This is a genomic window from Parashewanella tropica (assembly GCF_004358445.1).
Taxonomy (GTDB): Bacteria; Pseudomonadota; Gammaproteobacteria; order Enterobacterales; family Shewanellaceae; genus Parashewanella; species Parashewanella tropica.
In genome coordinates this window covers 1,609,940-1,632,676 of sequence record NZ_CP037951.1, presented here as the reverse complement: position 1 = coordinate 1,632,676, position 22,737 = coordinate 1,609,940, and the positions used below count along the sequence as shown (strand labels likewise).

Below are 22,737 nucleotides of genomic sequence, written 5' to 3'. Positions count from 1 at the left end.
ACTTATTATGACAAACCCAGATCCTACCTATATAAAACGTACACAACGTGATTATTCATTAGGCTTTAAATTGCAGGTTGTTGCAGCTGTTGAAAAAGGTGATATGACCTATAAGCAAGCTCAAAAAATCTATGGTATCCAAGGTCGCTCAACAGTACTTACATGGTTGAGAAAACACGGTAAGCTAGATTGGTGTCAACCACCGAAAATAACCATGTCTAAATCACCTAAAGCCAAAGAAACACCAGCTCAAAAGATTAAGCGCTTAGAGCGAGAGTTGAAGGATGAAAAGTTACGTAACCTATTACTTAATGAAGTCGTCGATATTATTGATGCTGAACATGGTATAGGGTTGCGAAAAAAGCTTATAGCCAAGGAGCAAGAAACCTTCAGGTACAAAAGCAAGTAAGTTTAAGCAAGGCTTGTAAGCTTCTTGGCATGACGAGGCAATCAATTTATCAAAGGGAATATAGAGATAAAAAACGGGCTATCATGTTAGCTCCAGTAAAAAATATGGTGCTAGCGTTACGGCGATTTATGCCACGATTAGGCGGTAGGAAACTGTACTATCTTCTGAAGCCTCAACTTATGGAGGAAGGCATAAAGCTCGGGCGAGATGGCCTATTCGACTATCTGAGGGAAGAACACCTGCTAATTCAACCCAAGCGTAGTTATAGGAAAACGACTAACAGTAAGCATTGGATGAAAAAGCATCCGAATTTGTTAAAGGATTACACGCCACAAAGAGCTGAAGAAGTCTTGGTAAGTGATATCACTTATGTGGAAAGTGATGATGGTGTGCATTATCTCTCGCTTGTCACTGACGCTTATAGTCGAAAAATAATGGGCTATGAATTAAGTGATGGAATGAAAGCGACAGACGTGGTTAAAGCGCTAGATATGGCTGTTAGCCATAGGTGTTATAGACGTAACGCAATTCATCACTCAGACAGAGGGTTACAATATTGCTCTGCTATTTATCAGAATAAACTTAAGCAAAATAATATAATACCCTCAATGACTGATGGTTATGACTGCTATCAAAATGCACTCGCAGAGAGGGTGAATGGTATACTGAAGCAGGAGTTCCTTGTATATCAATGTAAAAATATTGATGAATTAAAGTTGCTCATCGATGAATCAATAGCGATATACAACGATATGAGACCGCATTTAAGTTTAGAGATGAAAACACCGAACCAAGTGCATAAAAAAATCCAAGAGCAAATGCTCTTGGATTTACATTAAAACCGTCAACGTATTTTAGGACGAGACAAGATTATAGCCCTGAGTATATTCACAACCTTGGCTTAACAGAAGTAGACAGAATACAAGCCGAGATTTTAGCTGAGCTTACAAAACTCAACATCAGTACTGAAGGCGGTTTTTCAAAAGCCATCGAAACACTGGCTGCAGATGAGCAATATTACTATCAAGACAGCGATGAAGGACGCCAACAAATCTTAGCGGATTATCAAACCATTCTTGATGAAATTGACGCGGGTTTGGGGGGTGCATTTAATATCCGTCCCAAAGCAGGTATGGAAGTGGTTAGGATCCCTGAGTTTAAAGAAAAAACATCTCCGGGTGCTTATTATCAAGCTCCTTCTCTAGATGGTTCTCGTCCTGGTCGTTTCTTCGCGAACTTATATGACATCAAAGCCACGCCAACTTATAGTATGCGTACTCTTGCCTATCACGAAGGTATTCCTGGGCATCATTTCCAAATTGCCATAGGTATGGAACTAAAAGGTCTACCTTTCTTACGCAAAATGGGTGGTTTTACCGCTTATAGTGAAGGCTGGGCTTTATATGCAGAGCAATTAGCGTGGGAGTTAGGTTTCCAAAAGCACCCACAAGATAATATCGGCCGTTTACAAGCCGAATTATTCAGAGCCGTGCGTCTGGTGGTTGATACTGGTATTCACCATAAACGCTGGACACGTGAGCAAGCCATTGATTATATGAAAGCCAATACAGGTATGGCGCAGAGCGATGTAGTCTCCGAAATTGAGCGTTACATCGTAATGCCGGGCCAAGCAACATCGTACAAAATCGGCATGATGAAAATCTTAGAGCTAAGAGAAAAAGCCAAAACCCAATTGGGTGATAGATTTAACTTGGCTGAGTTTCATGATGTTGTTCTGAAAAATGGTGCAGTACCGCTTTCCATCTTAGAGCGCTTGGTTGATAAGTATATTCAACAGAAACAAACTATCTAATCTTACTTTAACCATCCAGTCATTTGATTACGTATTTTAATGGCTGGATGCTTTCTATTTAATGTATTCGATTCCACCTGTCTTTATGTAAATAGTACAGCCCTCTTCCGTTGCTGGTATATGACAATAATTCTTAGGAAATCGCAGCCAACTGCCTTTAGGGTATGTACCGTTTTCATCATACAAACTGCCCGAAATAACATAAATTTCAGCACCTTCTTGATAGCTTCGTTTCTCCAACTGAGTATCCGCCCCCCACTTTTCAAGCCGAGTAATATCAATAAAGCCTTTTTGTTGATATAACAACTTAGTCTGAACTTGAGAGTTTGATGTTGGTTGCCAAGTTAATTCTTTTGTATCTAGTTGAAGCTGTTTTCTACCGACACCTGAATATTGGCGAAGCTTTACAAAGATAGTACAGCCTTCTTTTGAAAAAGGTTGATGCTCAATCCCCTCAGGGTTTAATAAATAAGAGCCAGCAGACCAATCGCCATGTTCATCAGAAAATGTACCTTCCAACACAAAAATTTCTTCTCCGTCAGGATGAGGGTGCGAAGGAAAGTGCGAGTTTGGTAAGTATTGAACCATTGAAGTCACCCGTCCTGATTCTTTTTCGCCAGAAAGGTGAAGTCGCTTTCGAAAGACTGAAGTACTCGGGCTTGATTCCCAAGCCATATCTTCAGTGCTTTCGAAACAAAAACGGGATAAATCAGTATTTTTTTGATGAGACATTGGTTTGTTCTGCCAAATAAGTATCAGTAGTTTAGACCTTGTTAACCTGCATAATATTACGCACTGTAGGCAATAAAATGAATGTTAACCTTTTCTTTGAGATTTCACTTTACGATTGTGTTCAGCTTTTTTCTTACGAGCAGATACTTTTTCAGCTTTGACAGAGTTTAAGTGTTCTTCATCCGTCACCGGAGCTTTTTTCATTGTAAGTGTAATGGCTTCATCACTATCAATTGGCCTCTGTTTTACAAAAGTCGGAAGTTCATCTTTACTCGGAAAGGCCTCTATTCCTTCTTCAACCTCAACATCTTGATACAACCAATCTCTAAAACCTCGCCAAGTTAAATTATCATTGGTTAATGGCTCGATATCTTCAGGTTTAATATCAGAAGGTTTGACTCCTAAATTAACATCAGGAAAATTCACTAAATAATATGCTCTCAAACCTTCTCGAGAGACGGCAACAGGCTTACCTTTGACTCTTAATACAATGGCATTTTGATGATTTAAACGTTTATTTAAAATAGGGCAAGTTTTTCTACTCGTGCCCCAATTTCGTGAGAACTTAACATCAAACTCAGCTTTTGGAACATTAAACGACTGGTTAATCACTTTTGCTTCTTGCGGAGTTAAATGCAACCTTCTTTCGGTTACATTGGTTAAGAAAGGTGAGCCATTTGGAATAGTTGCATTCTCATCATCATATACATCTGATGGATAGATGCATTCGTCATACATCCCCTGGACAATATGATCTGACGTCCTTCGCTGTATACCAGCAATGGTTTTTAAACAATACATAAAGAAGGATTTAACGGCATCGGTAACACTAAAATATTCAGATGTTCTTGATGCGCCCAATACTCCATCATCACAGAAATGAACACTGTATTGCTTACCGTTTGATAAGGTTAATGAAGATAAGTCTTTCCCCTCCCATGCATGGCGAGCAACTTCATACTGAACAGCTTGTTTTGAAAGCTTAGGTGCTGACATCCATACTCCTAGCCAAATAATAAGTTATTATTTGCCACTATTTACAATCCATATAGATAAAGTATTGTATACAAACAAGATTCATACAACGCTTCTCTTTAGCTACTTTAAACCTCTAATTTTTTGACTGAGTACATTAAAGAAAATTGTAGCTATGAATAAAGCGTAACCATGAAGTAGGAAATACAATGGCATCTAAAATTGTTTGTGTTGGTCGTAATTATGCTGAACACGCAAAAGAACTGAATAACCCAATACCTAAAGAACCACTACTTTTCATTAAGCCAACCACAGCACTATGCGACTTTGAGCAACCCATTAATGTCAGCCAAGCCCCCTATCCAATTCATTATGAAGCAGAATTGGCTATATTGATTGGAAATAAGTTAACAAAGGTTTCACCAGAACAGGCCAACCGTGCCATTGAAGGTATTGGAGCCGCATTAGATCTTACTTACCGTGATTTACAAACCAAGTTAAAAGCAAAAGGTCACCCATGGGAAATAGCAAAGGCCTTCGATAATAGCTGCCCCATTACTCGTTTTATTAATTTCGATAAGCACGACCTTAACGCTCTTGAATATCGATTTTTTATCAATGAGAAGTTAAGGCAACATGGCAAAACACAAAATATGCTCGTTAATATCCCTGATCTATTAAGCTATATCAGTCAGCATTTCACTTTGGAAAAAGGAGATATTGTATTAACAGGAACACCTGCTGGAGTGGGAGAATTAATCAAAGGAGATAAATTAAAACTTGAGGTTTGTGGAGTATTGAAAGCTGAAACTGAAGTTAGTTAATTAGTGAACATTAAATCATTTCCTGATAACGCTAGCTTAATATTAGGGAATTAAAATATTATTAAAATGAAACGTTTAGCAACCATAAAATGCTCTCTTCACTCTGGTACTCTATACCACCACATTATATTTACCCACAAAGGTTAGCTTCAACTGCTGAAGCTAAGAGTGAAAGAGCATGTAATAAGGTTAAGCCTAATGCTCAGCTACAAGCCTTTCATAGCCAAAAAAACGACAGAATCCCTCGTTGCTCTACAGTAAATTTAAGCGTTCAACCATCACAAGAGCAACTGCTGACGAGTTGGCTTGAAACACAAGAACTTAAATATAGAGCTGAGTTTGCCCCGGCTTTGAGCGCAACTGAAAGAGCAGCTCGATTATTTCAACAACAAGCGGTATCACAAATTGCAGATGCTTTAGTCATCGAATGCACGAGAATTAATTTTGAAGACCTATTGACCCCCTCGTGTAGTATTTCTCCTGTCGTCGCAAACTCTATTGACACTCAAATTGCTACCAATGTTTCAAAACTTTGCAAGCAATTACAAGATACAAAATATGACGATATTCCTATTGAAATTAAACAACAATTGATAAAAATAGCGGAGAGCTTTTCAGACATAAGAAAACTTATTGTGCCTCTCAGCAAAATTGGTGAGGCACTTTTAAATACGGCTAATCAATGCAAGTTAACCTCACTTTCTACCTCTGATTTCGGCAAAGTTAAATCTTGCCCAATAATAAGTGAAAGGTCTGCTTGGTTTAATGTTTTGTCCCCATCGATGAAAAGAAGGGTTTGTAGAATACTAATAGCTTCAGAGTCAGAGGTTCCAGATGCATTTACTGAACAGGAACTGTTAAATGCAATTGGTACCTGTACCGAAAGCGATATATCAATAAGAGCGCTGCCAATATTTGTTAGCTCAATACCTCATAGTTTTGCTAATGAATGGGCTAAACCCTACGGTTTTATCGATAGCCTTTGGTCATTAAATAATTTCCATGGACCACTGAGCCATAGCTTGCAATTATGCCTAGCAAGCATGATCGCCGGAGCCAATACTGAAACGGTACAAACCCTAATAGATAAAGACCTATGGAATTTATTACTCGATAATAACTTTCTAAAAGAATCACAAAGAGTAAGAGTTGCATCGGACTCTAAGTTCGTTCAATTCTTCAGTTTGCCTTCGACAATTTTTGGTACTTCCCCAAATACATTCCAAGAAAAACTGTCTACGGGGACTTTTTCAAGAGCATTAGAAACAATCGCTAACCAAGAGAACAATTCGATATTATTGCTTGAATTAAAAAAGTCATTGGGAATAGAAGAACTTGATGCAGAAATACTCAATAGTTTAGTTCGTAATATTCGAGCACTCGAAGTAGCAATTGCCAAACAAACGGCTATGGTACAAAAAGAAGTATTAGCCATCTGCCCTGATTTTAAAAAAATGCTCGAAGACCCCTGCCAACTTTTACACTTTGATGAAACTGACTCTACAGTGAATATGGCACAGAGACACTTTGTTCGTAGAAATTTGGCTGAAGGCAACCATGTTTGGGGCTATTTTTTTACTAGTCACTACCCAAGAGGTAAAAGTATGTATAACACTGCGCACGTCATTGAAATACATTCTGAAGAAGATATTAAACAGTGTCGCTCATTCGTTATATTACCAAAGGAAAGTCCGAGGCTTGCGTCGTTGCCACCTCATGTTTTAGCCTTGAACAATCAGGAAATTTAAACAATAAAAAAGCCAGAGCAATTCTGGCTTTTATTGATATCAAATTTTAAGGATGACCAACATTATGAAGCTCAAGGTTAGTCCCTAAATCACGATTACGATTGGCTTTCGCGTCGTCATTTCGTAATTTAGTTAGATGATCTAAATAAGTCTGATCAACACCCGGCGTCACGTAGTGACCATCAAAAACAGACGTTTCGAACTCTTTTATATCTGGATTTTCAGCTTTAACAGCTTCAACAAGATCACCAAGGTTCTGGAAGATCATGCCATCCGCACCAATCATCTTTGCAATCTCATGAACATCTCGGCCATAAGCAATCAGCTCACTAGAGCTAGGCATATCAATACCGTACACATTTGGGAAACGTATTTCTGGTGCCGCTGAAGCAAAATAAACCTTCTTTGCCCCTGCTTCACGAGCCATCTCGATGATTTGTTCAGAGGTTGTTCCACGAACAATAGAATCATCCACTAACAGTACGTTTTTGCCTTTGAATTCCGCTTTAATTGCGTTCAGCTTACGACGAACGGATTTTTTGCGCTCTTGTTGACCCGGCATAATGAATGTACGACCGATATATCGATTCTTCACGAACCCTTGGCGGTAAGGAATACCTAGGTTATTTGAAATTTCTACCGCAATGTCGCAAGAGGTTTCTGGAATTGGAATAATGACATCGATGTCTTTATCTTCCCATTCCGATTTAATTTTCTCAGCCAGCTTAGTGCCCATATTGATTCGGCTTGAATACACAGAGGCTTTATCAATGGTGGAATCTGGGCGCGCAAAGTACACAAATTCGAATATACATGGAACACGTTGAGGATTATCCGCACATTGACGACTATGAAGATTACCTTGCAAATCAACATAGATAGCTTCGCCCGGCTCAACATCACGGATAACTTCAAAACCTACCGCATCTAATGCCACCGTTTCCGAAGCAACCATGTACTCTGTTCCATGCTCAGTTTCATGTTTACCAAGCACCAAAGGACGAATCCCGTAAGGATCACGAAATGCCACTAACCCTTGACCGATAATCATGGCAACCGTGGCATAAGCACCGTTCACTTGGCGATGAACCTGACGAATGGCACTAAATACTTCATCAGGCGTTAATGATAAGCCACTGACATGCTGAAGCTCATCAGCTAACAGATTGAGTAATATTTCCGAATCCGATGTGGTGTTGATGTGGCGACGCTTTAAAGCTAGGCGTTCTAACAACTCTTTTGTGTTAATAAGGTTGCCGTTATGGGCAAGTGAAATACCGAATGGAGAATTCACATAAAAAGGCTGTGCTTCAGACGCACTAGAGCTACCCGCAGTAGGGTAACGAACATGGCCGATACCTGCGTTACCTTGCAAACGTTGCATGTGCTTAGTTTCAAAAACGTCCTTAACTAGTCCGTTAGCCTTACGTAACCTAAACGACCCTTGATCTTGGGTTACTATACCTGCTGCATCTTGCCCCCTATGTTGCAAAACAGTCAATGCATCATAGATGGTTTGATTAACCGCTGACAGGCCAACAATTCCGACAATACCACACATGGGTAATATTCCTCATTTTAAGATGTTCTAATACAACAAAGCTTCAGCAATACACAAATCAACATAAGAGCGCATTGACTGAAGCAATCTGTACTCATTCACTTTTATTGTTAATGATTTTGAGTACGCGTATTTCATTTTTTATTTGGGTACAAAGCTTGAGGTTGTTTCCAGATAGTTAAAAAACCACTGAATCACTACACCGAATTCTGGAATTAGTTTTGAGGCTTTCCACCACTCTGAATTAGGAGCACCTGTAAATGCATCAAGGAAAAATAAGATTGCACTCACGATTAACGCCCCGCGTACGGCTCCAAAGCAAACACCTAGAACTCTGTCTGTGCCACTGAGCCCCGTTTTAGAAACCAATTGTCCTAAAACAAAATTGAGCAGTGCCCCTAAAACTAGAGTGGTTATAAAAAGAATCGCAATAGCTACACCGTTTCGAAAAAGCTGATCTTGTATTTGAGTTAAGAAAACGGCGAGATCTTTATAGAATTGACTGGCGATGAAAAAAGCAGCAAACCAGACCACCAGCGACATAGCTTCTTTAGCGAAGCCTCTAATAAGGCTAATAATGGTCGATAATCCGATAATGCCAAGTATGGCGTAATCGATCCAAAGCATTTAAATATGATCCTGAAGATATTCTTCTAACGGCAAGATCTTAGCAAAACTGCAACAATTTCTCACCCCTGTAATTACGAATTAATTGTCTGAATAATAAATAACTGAATTTGTATCACGTTTAGGGCGTACCCAATTAAAGATTTTTTGATTTGTTACAGCTTAAAATTTACAAAATCAAGGCACGAAAAATGAAGTTTAGTAAACTAAACGAAAGATGAGTAACGGCGAGTTTGCAAATTTTAGGCGTAACCCGAAGGGCTGCGTTTCTTTTTTGTTTAAACTGCGTTGTCAAATATTCGTGTAGATTACTACACTTCACATTTTCCGCCTTATTTAACCTAAAAAATTAACAGCAGCAAACCAAAAATCTAATTGGAAACGCCCTAATTAATCGGATCATAGTTAACAATTCGCCCTTTCATTTCAGTGAGTTTATACAACTGTTTTTGTGTTTGCTGTAATTTTTCTTTTGAAATATCTGGCCCCACAAACACTCTTGTTAATTGTTTATCTTTAGGTACCTTAGGAACACTGTACGCTCTAAACCCTTGCTTTCGTAGTCGTTGAACGAGTGCATTGGCATTTTTAGCATTATTAAAACTGCCAAGCTGAATTGTATATGCCACTGAATCTGATAACTTGGGTTCTTGAGTATTATTTGCTTTCGAGCCGGAAACAATTTGGGCTTTAGTCTGTTCCTTTGACAACGGTTGCTCATTTGTAGCAGTTGGCTTTTGAGATGACTTAGAGTAGTTACCTTTATCTTTAGGTAACTCTGCTGGAGATTCAATTTCAGCGTTATAGTTAGGTTGAATTTCAGTCACTAGAGGCTGTTGCAAATCTCCACTAAATTCGGGACGTAGAGGAATTTCAGAAAAATTTTCTTCTTGTCTTTTATCTTTGCCATCTAACATATCAGGCAAAAAGATCACTCCTAACGCGACAACAACTATGGTTCCAACTAAGCGGTTCTGAAATTGATTCGACACGAGTTATCCTTTATTCGTCAGAAAGCTAAAACGTCCATCAAGGTCTAATTTGTAAAACTCAGCTACAGTGTAAAATGAGCCAAACACAATTACCACATCTTCGTTATTTACTTGCTTAGATATTTTTAACCAAGCGTCTGCCATACTTTCAAATTCCAGCATGTTATTTGGGCTTGATAAGCTACTTTTTAGCTCATCAACACTCGCAGTTCGCTCTGTAGGTAATGGAATGAAATTCCAGTGATGAATAGTATTTTCAAGCTCTTTAATCACTGCGCTGATATCTTTGTCTTTAAGCATACCGCAAATGGCATGAATCTTTTTGCCTTTGTACTGCTTTAATCGCTCAGCTAAATATCTCGCCGCTTGTGGATTATGCCCTACATCCAAAAGTACCAATGGTTTATCTAAAACCTGCTCTAAACGACCAGCAACACGAGCACTGGCAATGCCTTGCTTGATGATCTCTTGGTCTATGTTTGGAAATGCCTGCTCGATAATAGCGATACTAGTTACAGCATTCGGCAAAGGCAGTTGTGGAACAGGAATACCCTTTATTGTAGATTGACCTAGATAATCCCACATCTTTACATTTTCTTGAGTTTGATATGAAAAATCACTACCGACAAAATGCGCATTAACTTGTCTTTCAAACAGAGTTTGTTTGACTTTTTCAGGGACATCTGGCTCACCGATAATCGCTAATCTATTTGAACGGCAGACTCCAATTTTTTCAAGCCCAACTGACTCACGAGTATCACCAAGGTACTCTTGATGATCTAAACCGATACTTGTAACAGCAGAGATATCGGAATCAAGGATATTGGTTGCATCTAATCGCCCACCTAAACCGACCTCTAAAATCACCACATCAGGTGCTTGTTTTTGAAATACCAGTAATCCTGCTAAGGTTGTATATTCAAAAAAGGAAAGGCTAGTTTCACCTTTAGCGGTTTCAATTTGCTGGAAAACAGCCAACAATTCTTCATCAAAAACAAACTCTCTATTGATGCGTATACGTTCATTAAATCGCATTAAATGAGGTGAACTATAAACCCCAACGGAGTAGCCTGCTTTTAATAGAATACTTTCCAGCATGGCGCAAGTACTGCCTTTACCATTAGTGCCGGCAACAGTGATCACTTTAGAGTTAGGTAAGGTTAATACATCTAATTGCTTCGCCACTTCAGTTATCCGTGACAACCCCATATCTATTTCAACATGATGCTGTGCCAATATGTAATCAAGCCATTCGCTTAGTGTAGAGGATTGAGTTAGAGAAGACATCATTAAATCCTCGAAACACTAATCTGCTAAGAACAAAGGACCAAGAGTAGGCTTAGGTAAGCCCAATGACTCTGGATAAGTGACATCAACCAAATACAGCCCACCCGCTTTGGCAGTCGGCGCCGCTTGGTTCCGGTCTTTTAAGTCGAGTAAAGTCTTCATCCAATTTAGTGGTTGATTACCTAAACCGATCTCAATGAGAGAACCTACAATATTACGCACCATGTGATGTAAAAATGCATTTGCCGCAATATCAACAATAACATAGTTACCCTGTCGAGTTACCTCAACATGATGAACGTTTCGAAAGGGAGTATTTGACTGACATTGAATGGCTCTAAAGCTGGTAAAGTCTTGCTCACCTAACAATGCTTGAGCAGCTTGATGCATCTTAGTTTCATCTATATCACCATGATAATGGCTGACCCCGTGACGTAAAATTCCTGGACGCAGTTTGTGGTTATAGATGATGTACCGATAACGTCTAGCCGTTGCAGAAAATCGAGCGTGAAAGTTTTCATCCACTTCTTTTGCCCAACGTACTGCAATATTATCAGGCAAATTAGCGTTCACTCCCATGCTCCACGCCTTTAATGGGCGAATCGCTGTAGTATCAAAATGAATGACTTGGCCTGTGCCATGAACACCAGCATCTGTACGGCCAGCACATTGTAATTCAATCGTTTCATTGGCAATAAAGGATAATGCTTTTTCGAGTTGAGCTTGTACAGAATCAACTTCTTTTTGCCTTTGCCAACCAAAATAAGCACTGCCATCGTACTCTACACCAAGTGCTATTCGCATAATCTTCCGCTACATATTTTCAATCTTGGCGGGAAGTTTAACTAAACTCCACACCAAAAAAAACGGTAATACCGAAGTATTACCGTTTTCTGAATGATTTATAGCTATTACAGGTTATCGATAAGCTGCTGTGCTTCATCTTTCTGACGATCATTACCTTCCGCTTGAACTTCTTGCAGTAAGGCCTTAGCACTGTCTTTATCTTCTATCTCTATATAAGCTCTTGCTAAATCCAGTTTGGCGTTAACAGCATTTTCTGCATCATCCACGTCAATCATAGATTTATCATCCATAAGCTCGCTCATATCTTGATCAAAACCTAAATCAATATCTACATCTTTGTATGGCTCGACTTCACTGGCTTGTTCATCGGCTTCATTAAGTAGTTTATCTATGTCAATGTAACCATTTTCTTGCTGGAACTCAGCCAAGGCTGAATCAGCAATGCTTGTTGGTTCTGGTGTTTCTACACTTGCTTCAGCCTCCGTATCTAAAGCCGCGAGAGCTTCATCAACAGTCATTTGATCACCTTCAAATGAGGCATCAGTTTCAGTTGGTAACTCGAAGTCATCCTCAACCAAAGTTTGTGGTTCTGGTTCAATTGGCTCCGGAGATGGGGAAATTAAATCATCTCCTGAGCTTTCTTCTTTGTTTGACTCACTTAATGATGTTGGAGCAACACCGAACTCTGACATCAAGGCATCTAAATCATCAACCGGTTCAGCTGTCGGCAATTCTGATTCTGTAGATTGATGCTCAGGTAATTCTGCTTTTGAGGAATCTGAAACCAACTGAGTTAGCTCATCTAATGATTCCCCAAACTCTTCTGTAAGCTCTTCTGCCGCGGCATCACTGATATTGTGCGTTTGCGCGCTTTCTTCATTATCAAATGGCTCAGGCTCAGGCTCAGGCTCAGGCTCAGGCTCAGGCTCAGGCTCAGGCTCAGGCTCAGGCTCAGCAGGTGATTCTAAACTGACTTCGTCATCAGCTAAAGAAATTGTATCGGTATCAAAGTCAATCGTAAGATCATCAGTTGCTTCATTTGCATCAGGAGCAAACGCCAGAGTTTCTGCATCTTCTACCGGATCAAGATCTTCAATAGCTTCTAAATTTTCAATGGGTTCAAGAGACTCGTCCGTAAAGTCATTTTCTGATTCAAACTCAATAGCTTCTGGCTCAGACAAAACCTCTTGTTGTTCAATAATGCTTTCTTGTTGCTGCATTGAAGTTTCAGTATCTTCAAGTTCTGAATCTTCCGATTCGATTTCGGTTAATTCAATATCAAACCCTGTATTTTCTTCGTTATTACTAGGTTCATCACTTTGTGCATTATCAAGTAGAGAGTCTATCCCTTGTTGTTCAAAAAACTCATCAATGATTTTATCTTGAATATCATCAAGCTCTTGTTCTGAAAGCTCATCCGAATCATTTATTTCTTCGTTTGCATCAAGTGAAGCAGGTGTTAGTTCTTCCTCAGAAGTACTTTCTTCAAAATCACTTACGGGATCGAATTCAGGCGCAATTGTGACTTCTTCTGTTTGCGTCAATATGTCATCAATTTCATTGGCGCTCGGCTCTTCTGCTCCGTCAAATTCATCTATCGTTTCAGATTGATTCTGTTCAAGTTTAGCGAGTAATTCTTCAGTATCTTCACTGATCTCTTTACCATCTATTTGTTCATCTAGAGCATCAGCCCATAATGCGTCAAGAGCATTACTGTCATCTTCAGGTTGATTTTCAATTACAGACTCTACTTCATGACCTTCATCACTATCTAAATGAATCGCAACATCATCTAACTCTTGATCCGACTCTTCTGCTTCTGAAGCCAAATTGAGATCTACTTCAGGTTCTGCTGGAAGTGGAGCTTCTAGCGGTGTCTCTTCTGGCTGAGATTCTGGTTCAGTATTTGAGTTCCGTCTAATAAGTAACAAAGCAATAATAATGATCAATAAAGCAGGTATAATAGCCGCAGCTACGATTAGCCATGTATTATCTAATAACTTTGTCCAAGTTTCTTTGGGTTGTTCCACTTTTAAAGCAGCAAGTTTATCTTTTAAATCAGCATTTTCAGCCGTTAATGCGGCATTTCTCTGCTTAGTTCCCAATAACGTTTCATCTAACGTAGCTACCTGATCATTTAAGTTATCAAGCTTGGCTTTTAAGGCTTGATTATCTTCTTGCGTTACCCTTAACTCATCTTGTGTGCGGCTGAGTTCATCGGTTAATGATAGGGTTTTATTTTTTTCTTTTTCTAATAGAGCCGTAAGTTCATTAATCTTTTGCTGATGCGTTTCATCTACTTTGGGAGTAGATTCAGTGGTTAGCTCTGGTTTAACTTTTGGAGCACTCGGGACTGCCTTGGCGTTTACCGATGCTGGTTTTACAGACTTAGGTGTTACAAGATCCGCTTGACGATTTCCCCAAGCTTTATCGTTTTGCGCTGCACGACTTCTCGCTACAGAAAGTGGAATCGACAGCATATTTTCAACTGGAGGTATGACTAGAAACATCCCTGCTTCAAGGCTGTTGTAATTGGTGGTTGAAAACGCATGTGGGTTTGCATCGTAAACCGCTGCCATTACTTGATAAATCGAAACTTGTTGATTTGGCCTTACCTTACTGGCTATGCTCCAAAACGTATCGGAAATTTTTGTGGGGCCATATTGGCTATGTTCTACTTTTCGCTCCCCATTGGGACCTGTAACTTTGAATTTTGTGGCAGCATGGGCTGAGGTAATAAAAGAGTCATGTTGCCATATCATAGTTGATGCTATAACTAATATGCCAACCAAATACGAGGTGCGAAAGTTCATTAATCCTTTCCTTTCTTGCTCAAAGATGAGATTTATGCATTTGTATTTATTGAGTTTAACTATAAACCAGAAAAAATTCTCTCGCTATATAGCAATTAATAAAAAAGCTTGCCTAAACGCAAGCTTTTAATTATACCCATGATTTAATTGCTGTTAGTAATAATCTCTAATTAAAATCTCAGCAATTTGAATACTATTAAGAGCTGCGCCTTTACGAATGTTATCGGCAACAACCCATAAATTTACAGCATTTGGCAAAAATAAATCTTTGCGAATACGCCCTACATACACAGGATCAGCCCCTGCAGCATCTGTTACTGCTGTTGGGTAGTCAGTATCTTCAGGGAAAAGCTCAACGCCTTCAGCTTCGTACAATACTGCTTTTACATCTTCCGCTTCAATAGGTTGACGAGTTTCGATATGAACAGCTTCACTATGCCCATGGAATACAGGAACTCTTACAGCTGTAGGGTTCACCATAATGCTCTCATCACCTAAAATTTTATGAGTTTCCCACACCATTTTCATTTCTTCTTTGGTAAAACCATTGTCCATAAAGACATCAATATGAGGTAAGGCATTGTAGGCAATTTGTTTATCGTAAACTTTCGACTCTGCAGGCAGTCCTTGAAGCAACTTCACACATTGTCCAGATAACTCTTCAATGGCTTCTTTGCCTGAACCTGAAACTGACTGATAAGTGGCAACATTAATTCGTTCAATACCAAATGCATCATAAATAGGTTTAAGTGCTACCAACATTTGAATCGTTGAGCAGTTTGGATTAGCAATGATATTACGATTTCGGAAATCTGCAATAGCCTGTGGATTCACCTCAGGAATCACCAAAGGTACGTCAATGTCATATCTAAAATGTGAAGTATTATCGATAACCACACAACCTGCTTCACCAGCAATCGGAGCCCACTTCTCAGAAACGCTACCACCAGCAGAGAAAAAGCCGATTTGAGCTTGAGTCCAATCAAATTCATCAACATTGATAATGGTGATTTCTTCACCCTTAAAGTTAATGGTATTTCCTGCACTGTTTTTACTGCCCAATGGATACAGATTAGCAACAGGAAAATTTCTCTCTTCTAAAATTTCGATCATAGCCTGACCGACATTACCAGATGCGCCAAGGACGGCAATATTAAATTCTTGTGACATATTTATGCTTGTTCTCTAGAAAAACCTAATTCGAATAACCAGTTTTGTGACTCTTTAACTGCGGATAGTGTTAATGCTGAACATTCACGGCGATGTTTATGAGACTTTCTCATTGCATCGAACTCCCCATTCGAGAAGTCTAATTGCCTGAAACTACGGTCATCATCACTGATATCGTATACTAAACGCATAAGTCGTAACAGATCTAATTGTGTTAGATTTTTATTCAATTTTACGTATTTAACAAAAAACTCAGGTAAGAGCTCGAACATACTGGTATTTACTGATTTTGAAAATAGCTTACACGCTTGTTCATAAAGCATAAAAGTCCCCCTAGCCTTACCTTCGACACTGTACCCTGCAATATGCGGAGTTGCAAAATCGACAAAAGGGATTAATTTTTCCATCGGAAAAGGTTCACCTTCCCAAACATCCAATACAATTTTAATGTCTTTTTTTTGATTTTTTATTCTTAACAAAGCCTCGTTATCAACCACTTCTCCACGGCAACAATTGAGTAACCAAACATTGCTTTTGAGTTGTTTTAACTTTGTTTCATCAAAAAGCTGCCATGTCTTGTATTCACCTTCCTTGGTTAATGGCACATGCAAACTGATAACATCTGACTCTTTTATTATCTGTTCAAGCGATACAAATTCTCGGCAGTCTCCTTGCTGATCTTTTATTGGGTCACACAGTAATGTTTTTACCCCATAAGCTTTTAAGCACTTTTCTAGAGCAGAGCCAGTATTGCCTGCGCCAATAATACCGACCGTTTTACCTTTGAGCTTCTCACCATATTTATGAGCCAACTCCAACATAGCTGTAAACGCATACTCACCTACGGCAACAGCATTGCACCCTGGCGCATTGGTAAATTCAATGTTTTTAGATTTTAAAAACTCTTGATCAATATGATCAGTACCTATAGTCGCCGTTCCAACAAACTTCAGCTGGTTATTCAAGGCAAGAAGAGATGAATTCACTTGGGTTACTGAGCGAACCAATAAAATATCAGCATCTTTAACATCTTCAGCGGTCATTGTACGACCATCTAGTTTATGGACGTGCCCAAATTGCTGGAACAGTTCTTCAGCAAAAGGCATATTGGCATCGGCAATTATTTTCATAGAAGAGCAATTTTGAATGAAGCTTTGATAGTGAAAGGATTATGCTAAACATTGAGTAGTTTAACAATAAAAAAGGCAACCTAAATTGAGGTTGCCCTGCTCAGAATGTTTGCGGTTTAAAGTATCAACAACTTCTTGTTTTTAGCGATGAACTTATCACCAAGACCTTTAATTTTCTTAAGATCAGCAACAGACTTAAATTTACCGTGTTTTTTACGATACTCTACAATCGCAGCCGCTTTTTTCTTTCCAATACCTTTAAGGCTTTGAAGCTGCTCAGCTGTAGCAGTATTAATGTTAATGGCTTTGAGGTTTTTAACTTCCTTTACAGCTAAATGAGCTTTAGCTGGTTTAATCTTGTCTCCAGCGTTCACTGGCGCAGAAATTACGGCCAGCGCAATCAATGAAGCCTGAATTAATCCTTTCATTGGCTTTCCCTTCTCCATTATTGATCGTCAATTGTTGAAACACATGCTCAACAATTGACCACATTACTAATAAATAGAGAAAGATCAACCTTTATATATCATATAAATATAAATTAAAGGCTTACCAAACCAGTTTCTAAGTCAGCAATAATATCTGTGACATTTTCAAGCCCAACTGAAATACGAATCAAACTATCGGTTATTCCTGCTTCGGCTCTAGCTTCTTCGGTGTAAGGTGAATGTGTCATCGAAGCCGGATGTTGAATTAATGACTCTGCATCACCAAGGCTAACGGCTATAGAAAATAACTCTAATGAATTTACGAAGTTCATACTCGATTGCAAATCAGCTTTTAACTCAAAAGCCATGACTCCACCCGCACGGAGCATTTGTTTTCCGATATAAGTATTGCCTTGATGAGACTGTAATCCTGGATAATATACCTTGGCGACTTTAGGGTGAGATTCTAAAAACTCCGCAACTTGTTCTGCATTATCACAATGACGCTGCACTCGAACATCTAATGTTTTCATTCCACGTAAAATTAGCCAAGCATCATGAGGCGAAATGATCCCGCCGATATCTTTAATGATTTCATACTTAACTTTGGTCATAATTTCTTTATTACCACACACGATACCAGCAACAACATCACCATGACCGTTAAGGTATTTAGTCGCGCTATGAACCACCATATCAATGCCAAATTCTAATGGTCGTTGTAAAATGGGCGTCATAAAAGTGTTATCAACAATTGAAGTAATGCCGTTTTGTTTCGCTAACTTTGCAATTGCCGCTAAATCATAAACTTCAAGGTGAGGATTAACTGGAGTCTCACAAAACATAACTTTGGTATTGGGTTTTATTGCCGCTTGGATTTTTTCAACATCAGTAAAATCGACAAATGATGCTTCAATACCAAAACGCTCAAACTGGTGAGTCAGCAGCGAAAAACAGCAGCCGTATACGGTACGAGAAGCAATGACGTGATCGCCTTGAGCTAAGTTAGCCAATAATGCCGAAGAGACTGCTGCCATACCTGACGCTGTTGCGGCGGCATCTTCTGCGCCTTCAAGTGCCGCTATTTTGGTTTCAAGTTCTGTTGTAGTAGGGTTTCCAAGGCGAGTATAAATGTACCCTTGCTCATCACCACTAAAGCGAGCACCGCCTTGTTCGACAGAATCAAACACAAAAGTCGCACTTTGGCTGAGGGGAGAGACTAAAGCACCGTTTGGATCGATACCTTTACCTGCATGAATGGCTTTGGTGGAGATGTTCCATGTATTTTTCATACTTACCTCATTTTTGTTTTTATTATTAAATTTAGTTAAGTAACATACCTATATTTTCACCAAAACCTATCCTCAAGTATAAAAATCATCCTAATTGAGCTGTAAAACCAAAATTACAAACAGTCCCTAATCCTTATTTTTAGCGAAGTTTTTTAATTCAACCAAGAGTAATTTATGGATGTTGGTTAATTTAGGTTTAGAGCTTTTATCAAACGCTATAGGTCGGCAAAGTCCCATTGCTTGATAACCTAACCTTGCTGTTAATAAACCTCCACCCAGTCCCTGCCCTAATTTTGCTGACAACTTTCCAGTTAACTCCAAAGACAACATGTGGTTACCAAGATCAGTAAGCACCTCCGTTGTTCCTGCAAAAAGAATATTTTTGATAATGCTTCGGGTGAGCTTAATACGACTTACGTAACCTAATTCGACACCGTAACACTTTGCTAACTCAGTCAGCATTTTTTGATTTCTGATCAAAACCATTGCCATATCTAATAAAGCAAACGGGCTAACAGCAAGTAATAGCGCTGATTCCGCAGCATATTTATGAACAATGCGTTTGGCTCGTTTGTCTTGTTCAGTCAGTACTGTTTGCTCAAATAAACGTAATAACTCAGCATCATTATGTTCTTGAGAGTTCAGTTGATTAAACTCAGCAAGCGATTGTTGATCCGCAGCATTAAAAACCAAGCTATTGATGAAAGCTCTTGCTTCCCCCATCTGCATACTGTTTTTCAAACGCAAGGATGTCTGTTGGTGATTCTGCTGGCTCTTTAAAGACTTGAGCTTTTTATATTCGGATAGAACCACTTTTCCAGCCCAAGCTAAAATAACGCCAATTAACATTAAGTAGGCAGTAAATAGGATTGGGCTTTGCTGCCATACTTCAATTAGCCCTGTAACTAACTCTAAAGAAACCAAAGCGACAAATGCTAACATCGCCAATTTAGCTAACTTAGAAAAAGCTGAAGCCTTAGGTGACCCTTGCTCAGAATCGAATACAGCCAATTGCAGATCAAGCTCGGAATCATCAATCAATTCAAGCTCAAACGTTTCTGCGCCTTTCAATTCATTGATTTCTTGTTGAGCTTTTTGTTGAACCTCTTGTTGCAAGAGCGACTCTTTATCAGCGTCAAACACTTGAGATGGTCTCAAGCTCGTTTGTTCTTCATTGGCTTTAGTCAAGTTTATCTCCTAGTAAATACTGCAGCAGATGATCTAGACGAATATGCTGCAATTGAGGCTTCTGATCTCCAGCTAAAGACATAGGCGGTAGAAACTTTTTGAAATGAAACCCTTGTTTCTGCCAAAAATCAACTTGAGGCAGTTTCCTTGGCACTTCCCCAGGGAAAACTCGTATCAATTCATTGCCTGTGGTTCGCCCTTCGACCACTTCAACTTCTTGCCCTTGATGCTTTACTAATCCATGCTTAGTCACTTTGATTGCGCTAATAGCCATAGTCTCAACATCACAGCCTTTTATCGTGGCTAATTGTTGAGAGTCGGATAACATGTCATTGAGTAAGTAGAGTAAATTTGACTGTTGATCTCGGGTAATTTGATCACACTGACTGGCAACAAAAAGTAATTTATCAATTTTTGGCGAAAATAAACGATTCAGCCAATTTGCTTGACCAAATTGAAAGCTATCAAGCACACCTGACAAAGCTTGTGTCATATCATTAAATTGTGCTTGGCCGTGGTTTAATGCTGACAAACTGTCGACCAACACCACTTGTCTATCGAAATGTCGAAAATGATCTCGATAAAATGGTTTCACCACTTCATCAACATAGGCTTGATAGCGTTGTTTTAATACTTGGAAGTAACTATTCTGCTCTGCGTTTTTATCTAATGATTCCAACTGTGCTTTAGATAAATTCAGTATTGGAAACCAAGTGAGTAAAGGAGAACCTTCTAAATTTCCGGGCAACAACATTCTTCCCGGTTGAGCTAAATAAAACCCCTTTTCATTTACAGATTCAATTAGTAGTTTTTGGTATTGCTTAGCAATACGCTCTAATACAAACAAGTCCATTGGCGAAGCAAAGTCTATTTTTTTCAGATCTTCACGAAAGGAATTAAAGCCAGAAAAATGACTAAAAATAGCTATTCGGCTCTGTTGCTCTATACACCAATCAACAAAACTAAGTTTGAGTAACGGTAAGTCGAGCAGCCACTCTCCTGGATAATCAATGATATCCAATAATAACTTACTCTTATCGAAAAGTTTACCTCTTATTCCTGATTGCGGTTTAAAGTGAATGGCGAGTCTGATTTCACTGATGTTGCGAGTAGATTCAGGCCACTTTGGAAGCTGGGCTGTTAATTGCGCCATTGCACCGTTATAGTCAAAACTTGGAATTGAAAGATCGGGTTGTTGCTCTCTGATGACCCCAAGCAAGCGTTTTTCTCTAGCCAGATGCCACAGAGGTAAATTATCTTCTCCTTTGTGAGCGGTAGAAGATAATAATTGATGAACCAAGCCAGTAATAAAAGCAGTTTTACCAGCTCCTGATAATCCAGTTACAGCAAGGCGCACATGCCTATCAGCGCTACGATTAACTACAGATTCGGCTTTATTTTTGACTTTAGAAAATTGCTCAAAAAATAAACTCATAGAAATAAATACAGCCCAAAAAAACAAAAAGGCGCAATGTGCGCGCCTTAAAGGTTATCGATTTGACGTTTTAAGTCGTAGCTATCAGAAGTTACATGTCGCTCAAGGTTCCTTAGGCGTAACTCTAATGACCTAAACTGATGATTAACGTCTTGCAGTGCTTGCTGTGCAGGCTCTCCTGCCTGCCAAATTTTCTTTTTCACTTCAATATCCTTATGAAGTGAATCTTCGGCATTTTCCCTAGGCTTAATATCTAAAATCACCCAAAGCGCGATATAGATAATCAGCACCATCCCTGTACCGCCAAGTAAAAATACTGAAGCGGTAACCACTCTTACTAACCATGTTTCAAAGCCAAAGAACTCAGCAACACCTGCACAAACACCCGCTATTTTTCCTTGCTCTGGAACACGATATAAGGTTTTTCTATCGCTGTGGCTCATGTTTGTTTCTCCATTCTGGAGACTCTACGTCTAAGATCTTTTCAAGCGTTTCGATGCGATGTGCCATTCTATCTGCTTGAGCAATCAATTGATTTAGAGTCTTATATTCCTCCTCCGATAACCCTTGGTTAATCTGCTTTTTACTACGGTAATGCATGATTATCCAAATCGGAGCCACGAATATCATAAAGAGTATCAGTGGGGCGATTAAAATATCTGGGTTCATATTTCACCTCAATCCTTACAGCGATTAGCTTTTCGCTTTTTCCTTTTTCGCCTTCACTTTGGCTTTTAAGGCTTCTAGTTCATTGTTTACTGTTTCTTCAGCTTCAAGTGCAGCGAACTCGTCAGCAAGTGTGTTTTTCTTACCAAGATCATAAGCTTCAACTTGAGACTCTAAACCTTCAACACGACGCTCATATTGCTCGAACTTAAGCATGGCATCATCAACTTTGCTTGAATCAAGCTGACGTTTAACGTTTAAACGAGATGATGCGGTTTGAGTACGCATGACAATTGTCTTTTGGCGAGCTTTTGCATCTGCCAGTTTTTCTTGAAGTTGAACCACTTCTTCTTTTAAGCGAGCGATTTGCTCTTCAATTACAAGCAGCTCATCGCTAAGCGCTTTAACTAAGTCAGAAGCTTTTTGCTTTTCAATCAAAGCCGCTTTCGCTAAATCTTCACGGTCTTTCGATAATGCAAGTTCAGCTTTCGCTTCCCAGTCTTGAACTTGCTCTTCTGCTTTAGCAACTCGACGAAGAATTTCTTTCTTCTCTGCAAGCACCTTCGCGTTTGTAGAGCGAACTTCGACTAGCGTGTCTTCCATTTCCTGAATGATCAGGCGAACCATTTTTTCAGGATCCTCAGCCTTATCGAGTAAAGAGCTGATATTCGAATTAATGATATCGGCAAAACGTGAAAAAATTCCCATCATTCTATCCTCAAAGTTGTTGATGTCGGATTCACTATTACAGATAGCGTGCCAACTTTGCAAAACCCAGAAATAACAACATGTTAAACAATTTTATAACTTTTACTTTCATTTCGTTAAACAGCATCATAT

General features: G+C 39.2%; 20 protein-coding genes and 1 pseudogene. 4 read left to right on the top strand and 17 right to left on the bottom strand.

The genetic code is table 11. The features are described from left to right. Positions 1-7 precede the first annotated feature (7 nt). Both E2H97_RS06940 and E2H97_RS06935 read left to right on the top strand, forming a co-directional pair. A protein-coding gene (locus tag E2H97_RS06940) for an IS3 family transposase (RefSeq protein WP_133406468.1) occupies positions 8-1,248 on the top strand; the annotation gives its coding sequence in 2 pieces (ribosomal slippage) (positions 8-368 and positions 368-1,248; 1,242 coding nt in all). 20 nt (positions 1,249-1,268) lie between these two features. After that, positions 1,269-2,222: pseudogene (locus E2H97_RS06935) on the top strand (DUF885 domain-containing protein); the annotation flags it as partial. Positions 2,223-2,276: 54 nt separating this feature from the next. Here the strand turns inward: E2H97_RS06935 and E2H97_RS06930 are convergent. Then, complete coding sequence (locus tag E2H97_RS06930; RefSeq protein WP_133406466.1) at positions 2,277-2,954, bottom strand: cupin domain-containing protein; 678 nt, start codon at positions 2,952-2,954, stop codon at positions 2,277-2,279. Positions 2,955-3,038: 84 nt separating this feature from the next. Further along, positions 3,039-3,950 (bottom strand): hypothetical protein, encoded by a 912-nt coding sequence (locus tag E2H97_RS06925; RefSeq protein ID WP_133406465.1) that lies wholly within the window; start codon positions 3,948-3,950, stop codon positions 3,039-3,041. A 188-nt stretch (positions 3,951-4,138) separates the two neighbouring features. Here E2H97_RS06925 and E2H97_RS06920 point away from each other — a divergent pair, with 188 nt between their 5' ends. Both E2H97_RS06920 and E2H97_RS06915 read left to right on the top strand, forming a co-directional pair. Next, positions 4,139-4,753, top strand: coding sequence for a fumarylacetoacetate hydrolase family protein (locus tag E2H97_RS06920; protein WP_133406464.1), 615 nt, complete (start codon positions 4,139-4,141; stop codon positions 4,751-4,753). An 89-nt stretch (positions 4,754-4,842) separates the two neighbouring features. Continuing rightward, on the top strand, positions 4,843-6,501 hold the full coding sequence (locus E2H97_RS06915) for a hypothetical protein (RefSeq protein ID WP_133406463.1): 1,659 nt from the start codon (positions 4,843-4,845) through the stop codon (positions 6,499-6,501). Between the two features lie 46 nt (positions 6,502-6,547). Here E2H97_RS06915 and purF read toward each other — a convergent pair whose 3' ends face one another. The 15 genes from purF to pspA all read right to left on the bottom strand — a co-directional run bounded on the left by purF (position 6,548) and on the right by pspA (position 22,605). Then, entirely contained in the window at positions 6,548-8,062 is a 1,515-nt protein-coding gene (purF, locus tag E2H97_RS06910) for an amidophosphoribosyltransferase (RefSeq protein WP_133406462.1), read from the bottom strand. A 141-nt stretch (positions 8,063-8,203) separates the two neighbouring features. Continuing rightward, positions 8,204-8,689 (bottom strand): CvpA family protein, encoded by a 486-nt coding sequence (locus E2H97_RS06905; RefSeq protein WP_133406461.1) that lies wholly within the window; start codon positions 8,687-8,689, stop codon positions 8,204-8,206. Between the two features lie 386 nt (positions 8,690-9,075). Beyond that, complete coding sequence (locus E2H97_RS06900; protein WP_133406460.1) at positions 9,076-9,681, bottom strand: SPOR domain-containing protein; 606 nt, start codon at positions 9,679-9,681, stop codon at positions 9,076-9,078. A 3-nt stretch (positions 9,682-9,684) separates the two neighbouring features. Beyond that, positions 9,685-10,971: a bifunctional tetrahydrofolate synthase/dihydrofolate synthase gene (folC, locus tag E2H97_RS06895; protein ID WP_133406459.1), complete on the bottom strand. Its 1,287-nt coding sequence runs from the start codon at positions 10,969-10,971 to the stop codon at positions 9,685-9,687. Between the two features lie 15 nt (positions 10,972-10,986). Next, entirely contained in the window at positions 10,987-11,772 is a 786-nt protein-coding gene (gene truA / locus E2H97_RS06890) for a tRNA pseudouridine(38-40) synthase TruA (protein ID WP_133406458.1), read from the bottom strand. 107 nt (positions 11,773-11,879) lie between these two features. After that, the gene (locus E2H97_RS06885; protein WP_133406457.1) at positions 11,880-14,588 is read right to left on the bottom strand and encodes a FimV/HubP family polar landmark protein; all 2,709 of its coding nucleotides are present in this window, start codon (positions 14,586-14,588) and stop codon (positions 11,880-11,882) included. Positions 14,589-14,741: 153 nt separating this feature from the next. Further along, positions 14,742-15,758, bottom strand: coding sequence for an aspartate-semialdehyde dehydrogenase (locus E2H97_RS06880; protein WP_133406456.1), 1,017 nt, complete (start codon positions 15,756-15,758; stop codon positions 14,742-14,744). A gap of 2 nt (positions 15,759-15,760) precedes the next feature. After that, positions 15,761-16,888, bottom strand: a complete 1,128-nt coding sequence (locus E2H97_RS06875) for a 4-phosphoerythronate dehydrogenase (RefSeq protein WP_133406455.1) — start codon at positions 16,886-16,888, stop codon at positions 15,761-15,763. A 116-nt stretch (positions 16,889-17,004) separates the two neighbouring features. After that, positions 17,005-17,316, bottom strand: coding sequence for a ComEA family DNA-binding protein (locus E2H97_RS06870; protein WP_218938239.1), 312 nt, complete (start codon positions 17,314-17,316; stop codon positions 17,005-17,007). A gap of 113 nt (positions 17,317-17,429) precedes the next feature. Next, positions 17,430-18,608 (bottom strand): methionine gamma-lyase, encoded by a 1,179-nt coding sequence (gene megL / locus E2H97_RS06865; protein WP_133406453.1) that lies wholly within the window; start codon positions 18,606-18,608, stop codon positions 17,430-17,432. A 126-nt stretch (positions 18,609-18,734) separates the two neighbouring features. Beyond that, the gene (locus E2H97_RS06860) at positions 18,735-19,796 is read right to left on the bottom strand and encodes a TIGR01620 family protein (RefSeq protein ID WP_133406452.1); all 1,062 of its coding nucleotides are present in this window, start codon (positions 19,794-19,796) and stop codon (positions 18,735-18,737) included. Further along, complete coding sequence (locus E2H97_RS06855; protein WP_133406451.1) at positions 19,789-21,231, bottom strand: YcjX family GTP-binding protein; 1,443 nt, start codon at positions 21,229-21,231, stop codon at positions 19,789-19,791. Before E2H97_RS06855 ends, E2H97_RS06860 begins: the two co-directional genes overlap by 8 nt. A 47-nt stretch (positions 21,232-21,278) precedes the next feature. Continuing rightward, entirely contained in the window at positions 21,279-21,674 is a 396-nt protein-coding gene (gene pspC / locus E2H97_RS06850) for an envelope stress response membrane protein PspC (RefSeq protein ID WP_133406450.1), read from the bottom strand. Next, the gene (gene pspB, locus E2H97_RS06845; RefSeq protein WP_133406449.1) at positions 21,658-21,900 is read right to left on the bottom strand and encodes an envelope stress response membrane protein PspB; all 243 of its coding nucleotides are present in this window, start codon (positions 21,898-21,900) and stop codon (positions 21,658-21,660) included. Before pspB ends, pspC begins: the two co-directional genes overlap by 17 nt. A gap of 24 nt (positions 21,901-21,924) precedes the next feature. Further along, positions 21,925-22,605 carry a phage shock protein PspA gene (gene pspA, locus E2H97_RS06840; protein ID WP_133408584.1) on the bottom strand — a complete coding sequence of 227 codons (681 nt, stop codon included), beginning with the start codon at positions 22,603-22,605 and terminating at the stop codon, positions 21,925-21,927. Positions 22,606-22,737 lie beyond the last annotated feature (132 nt).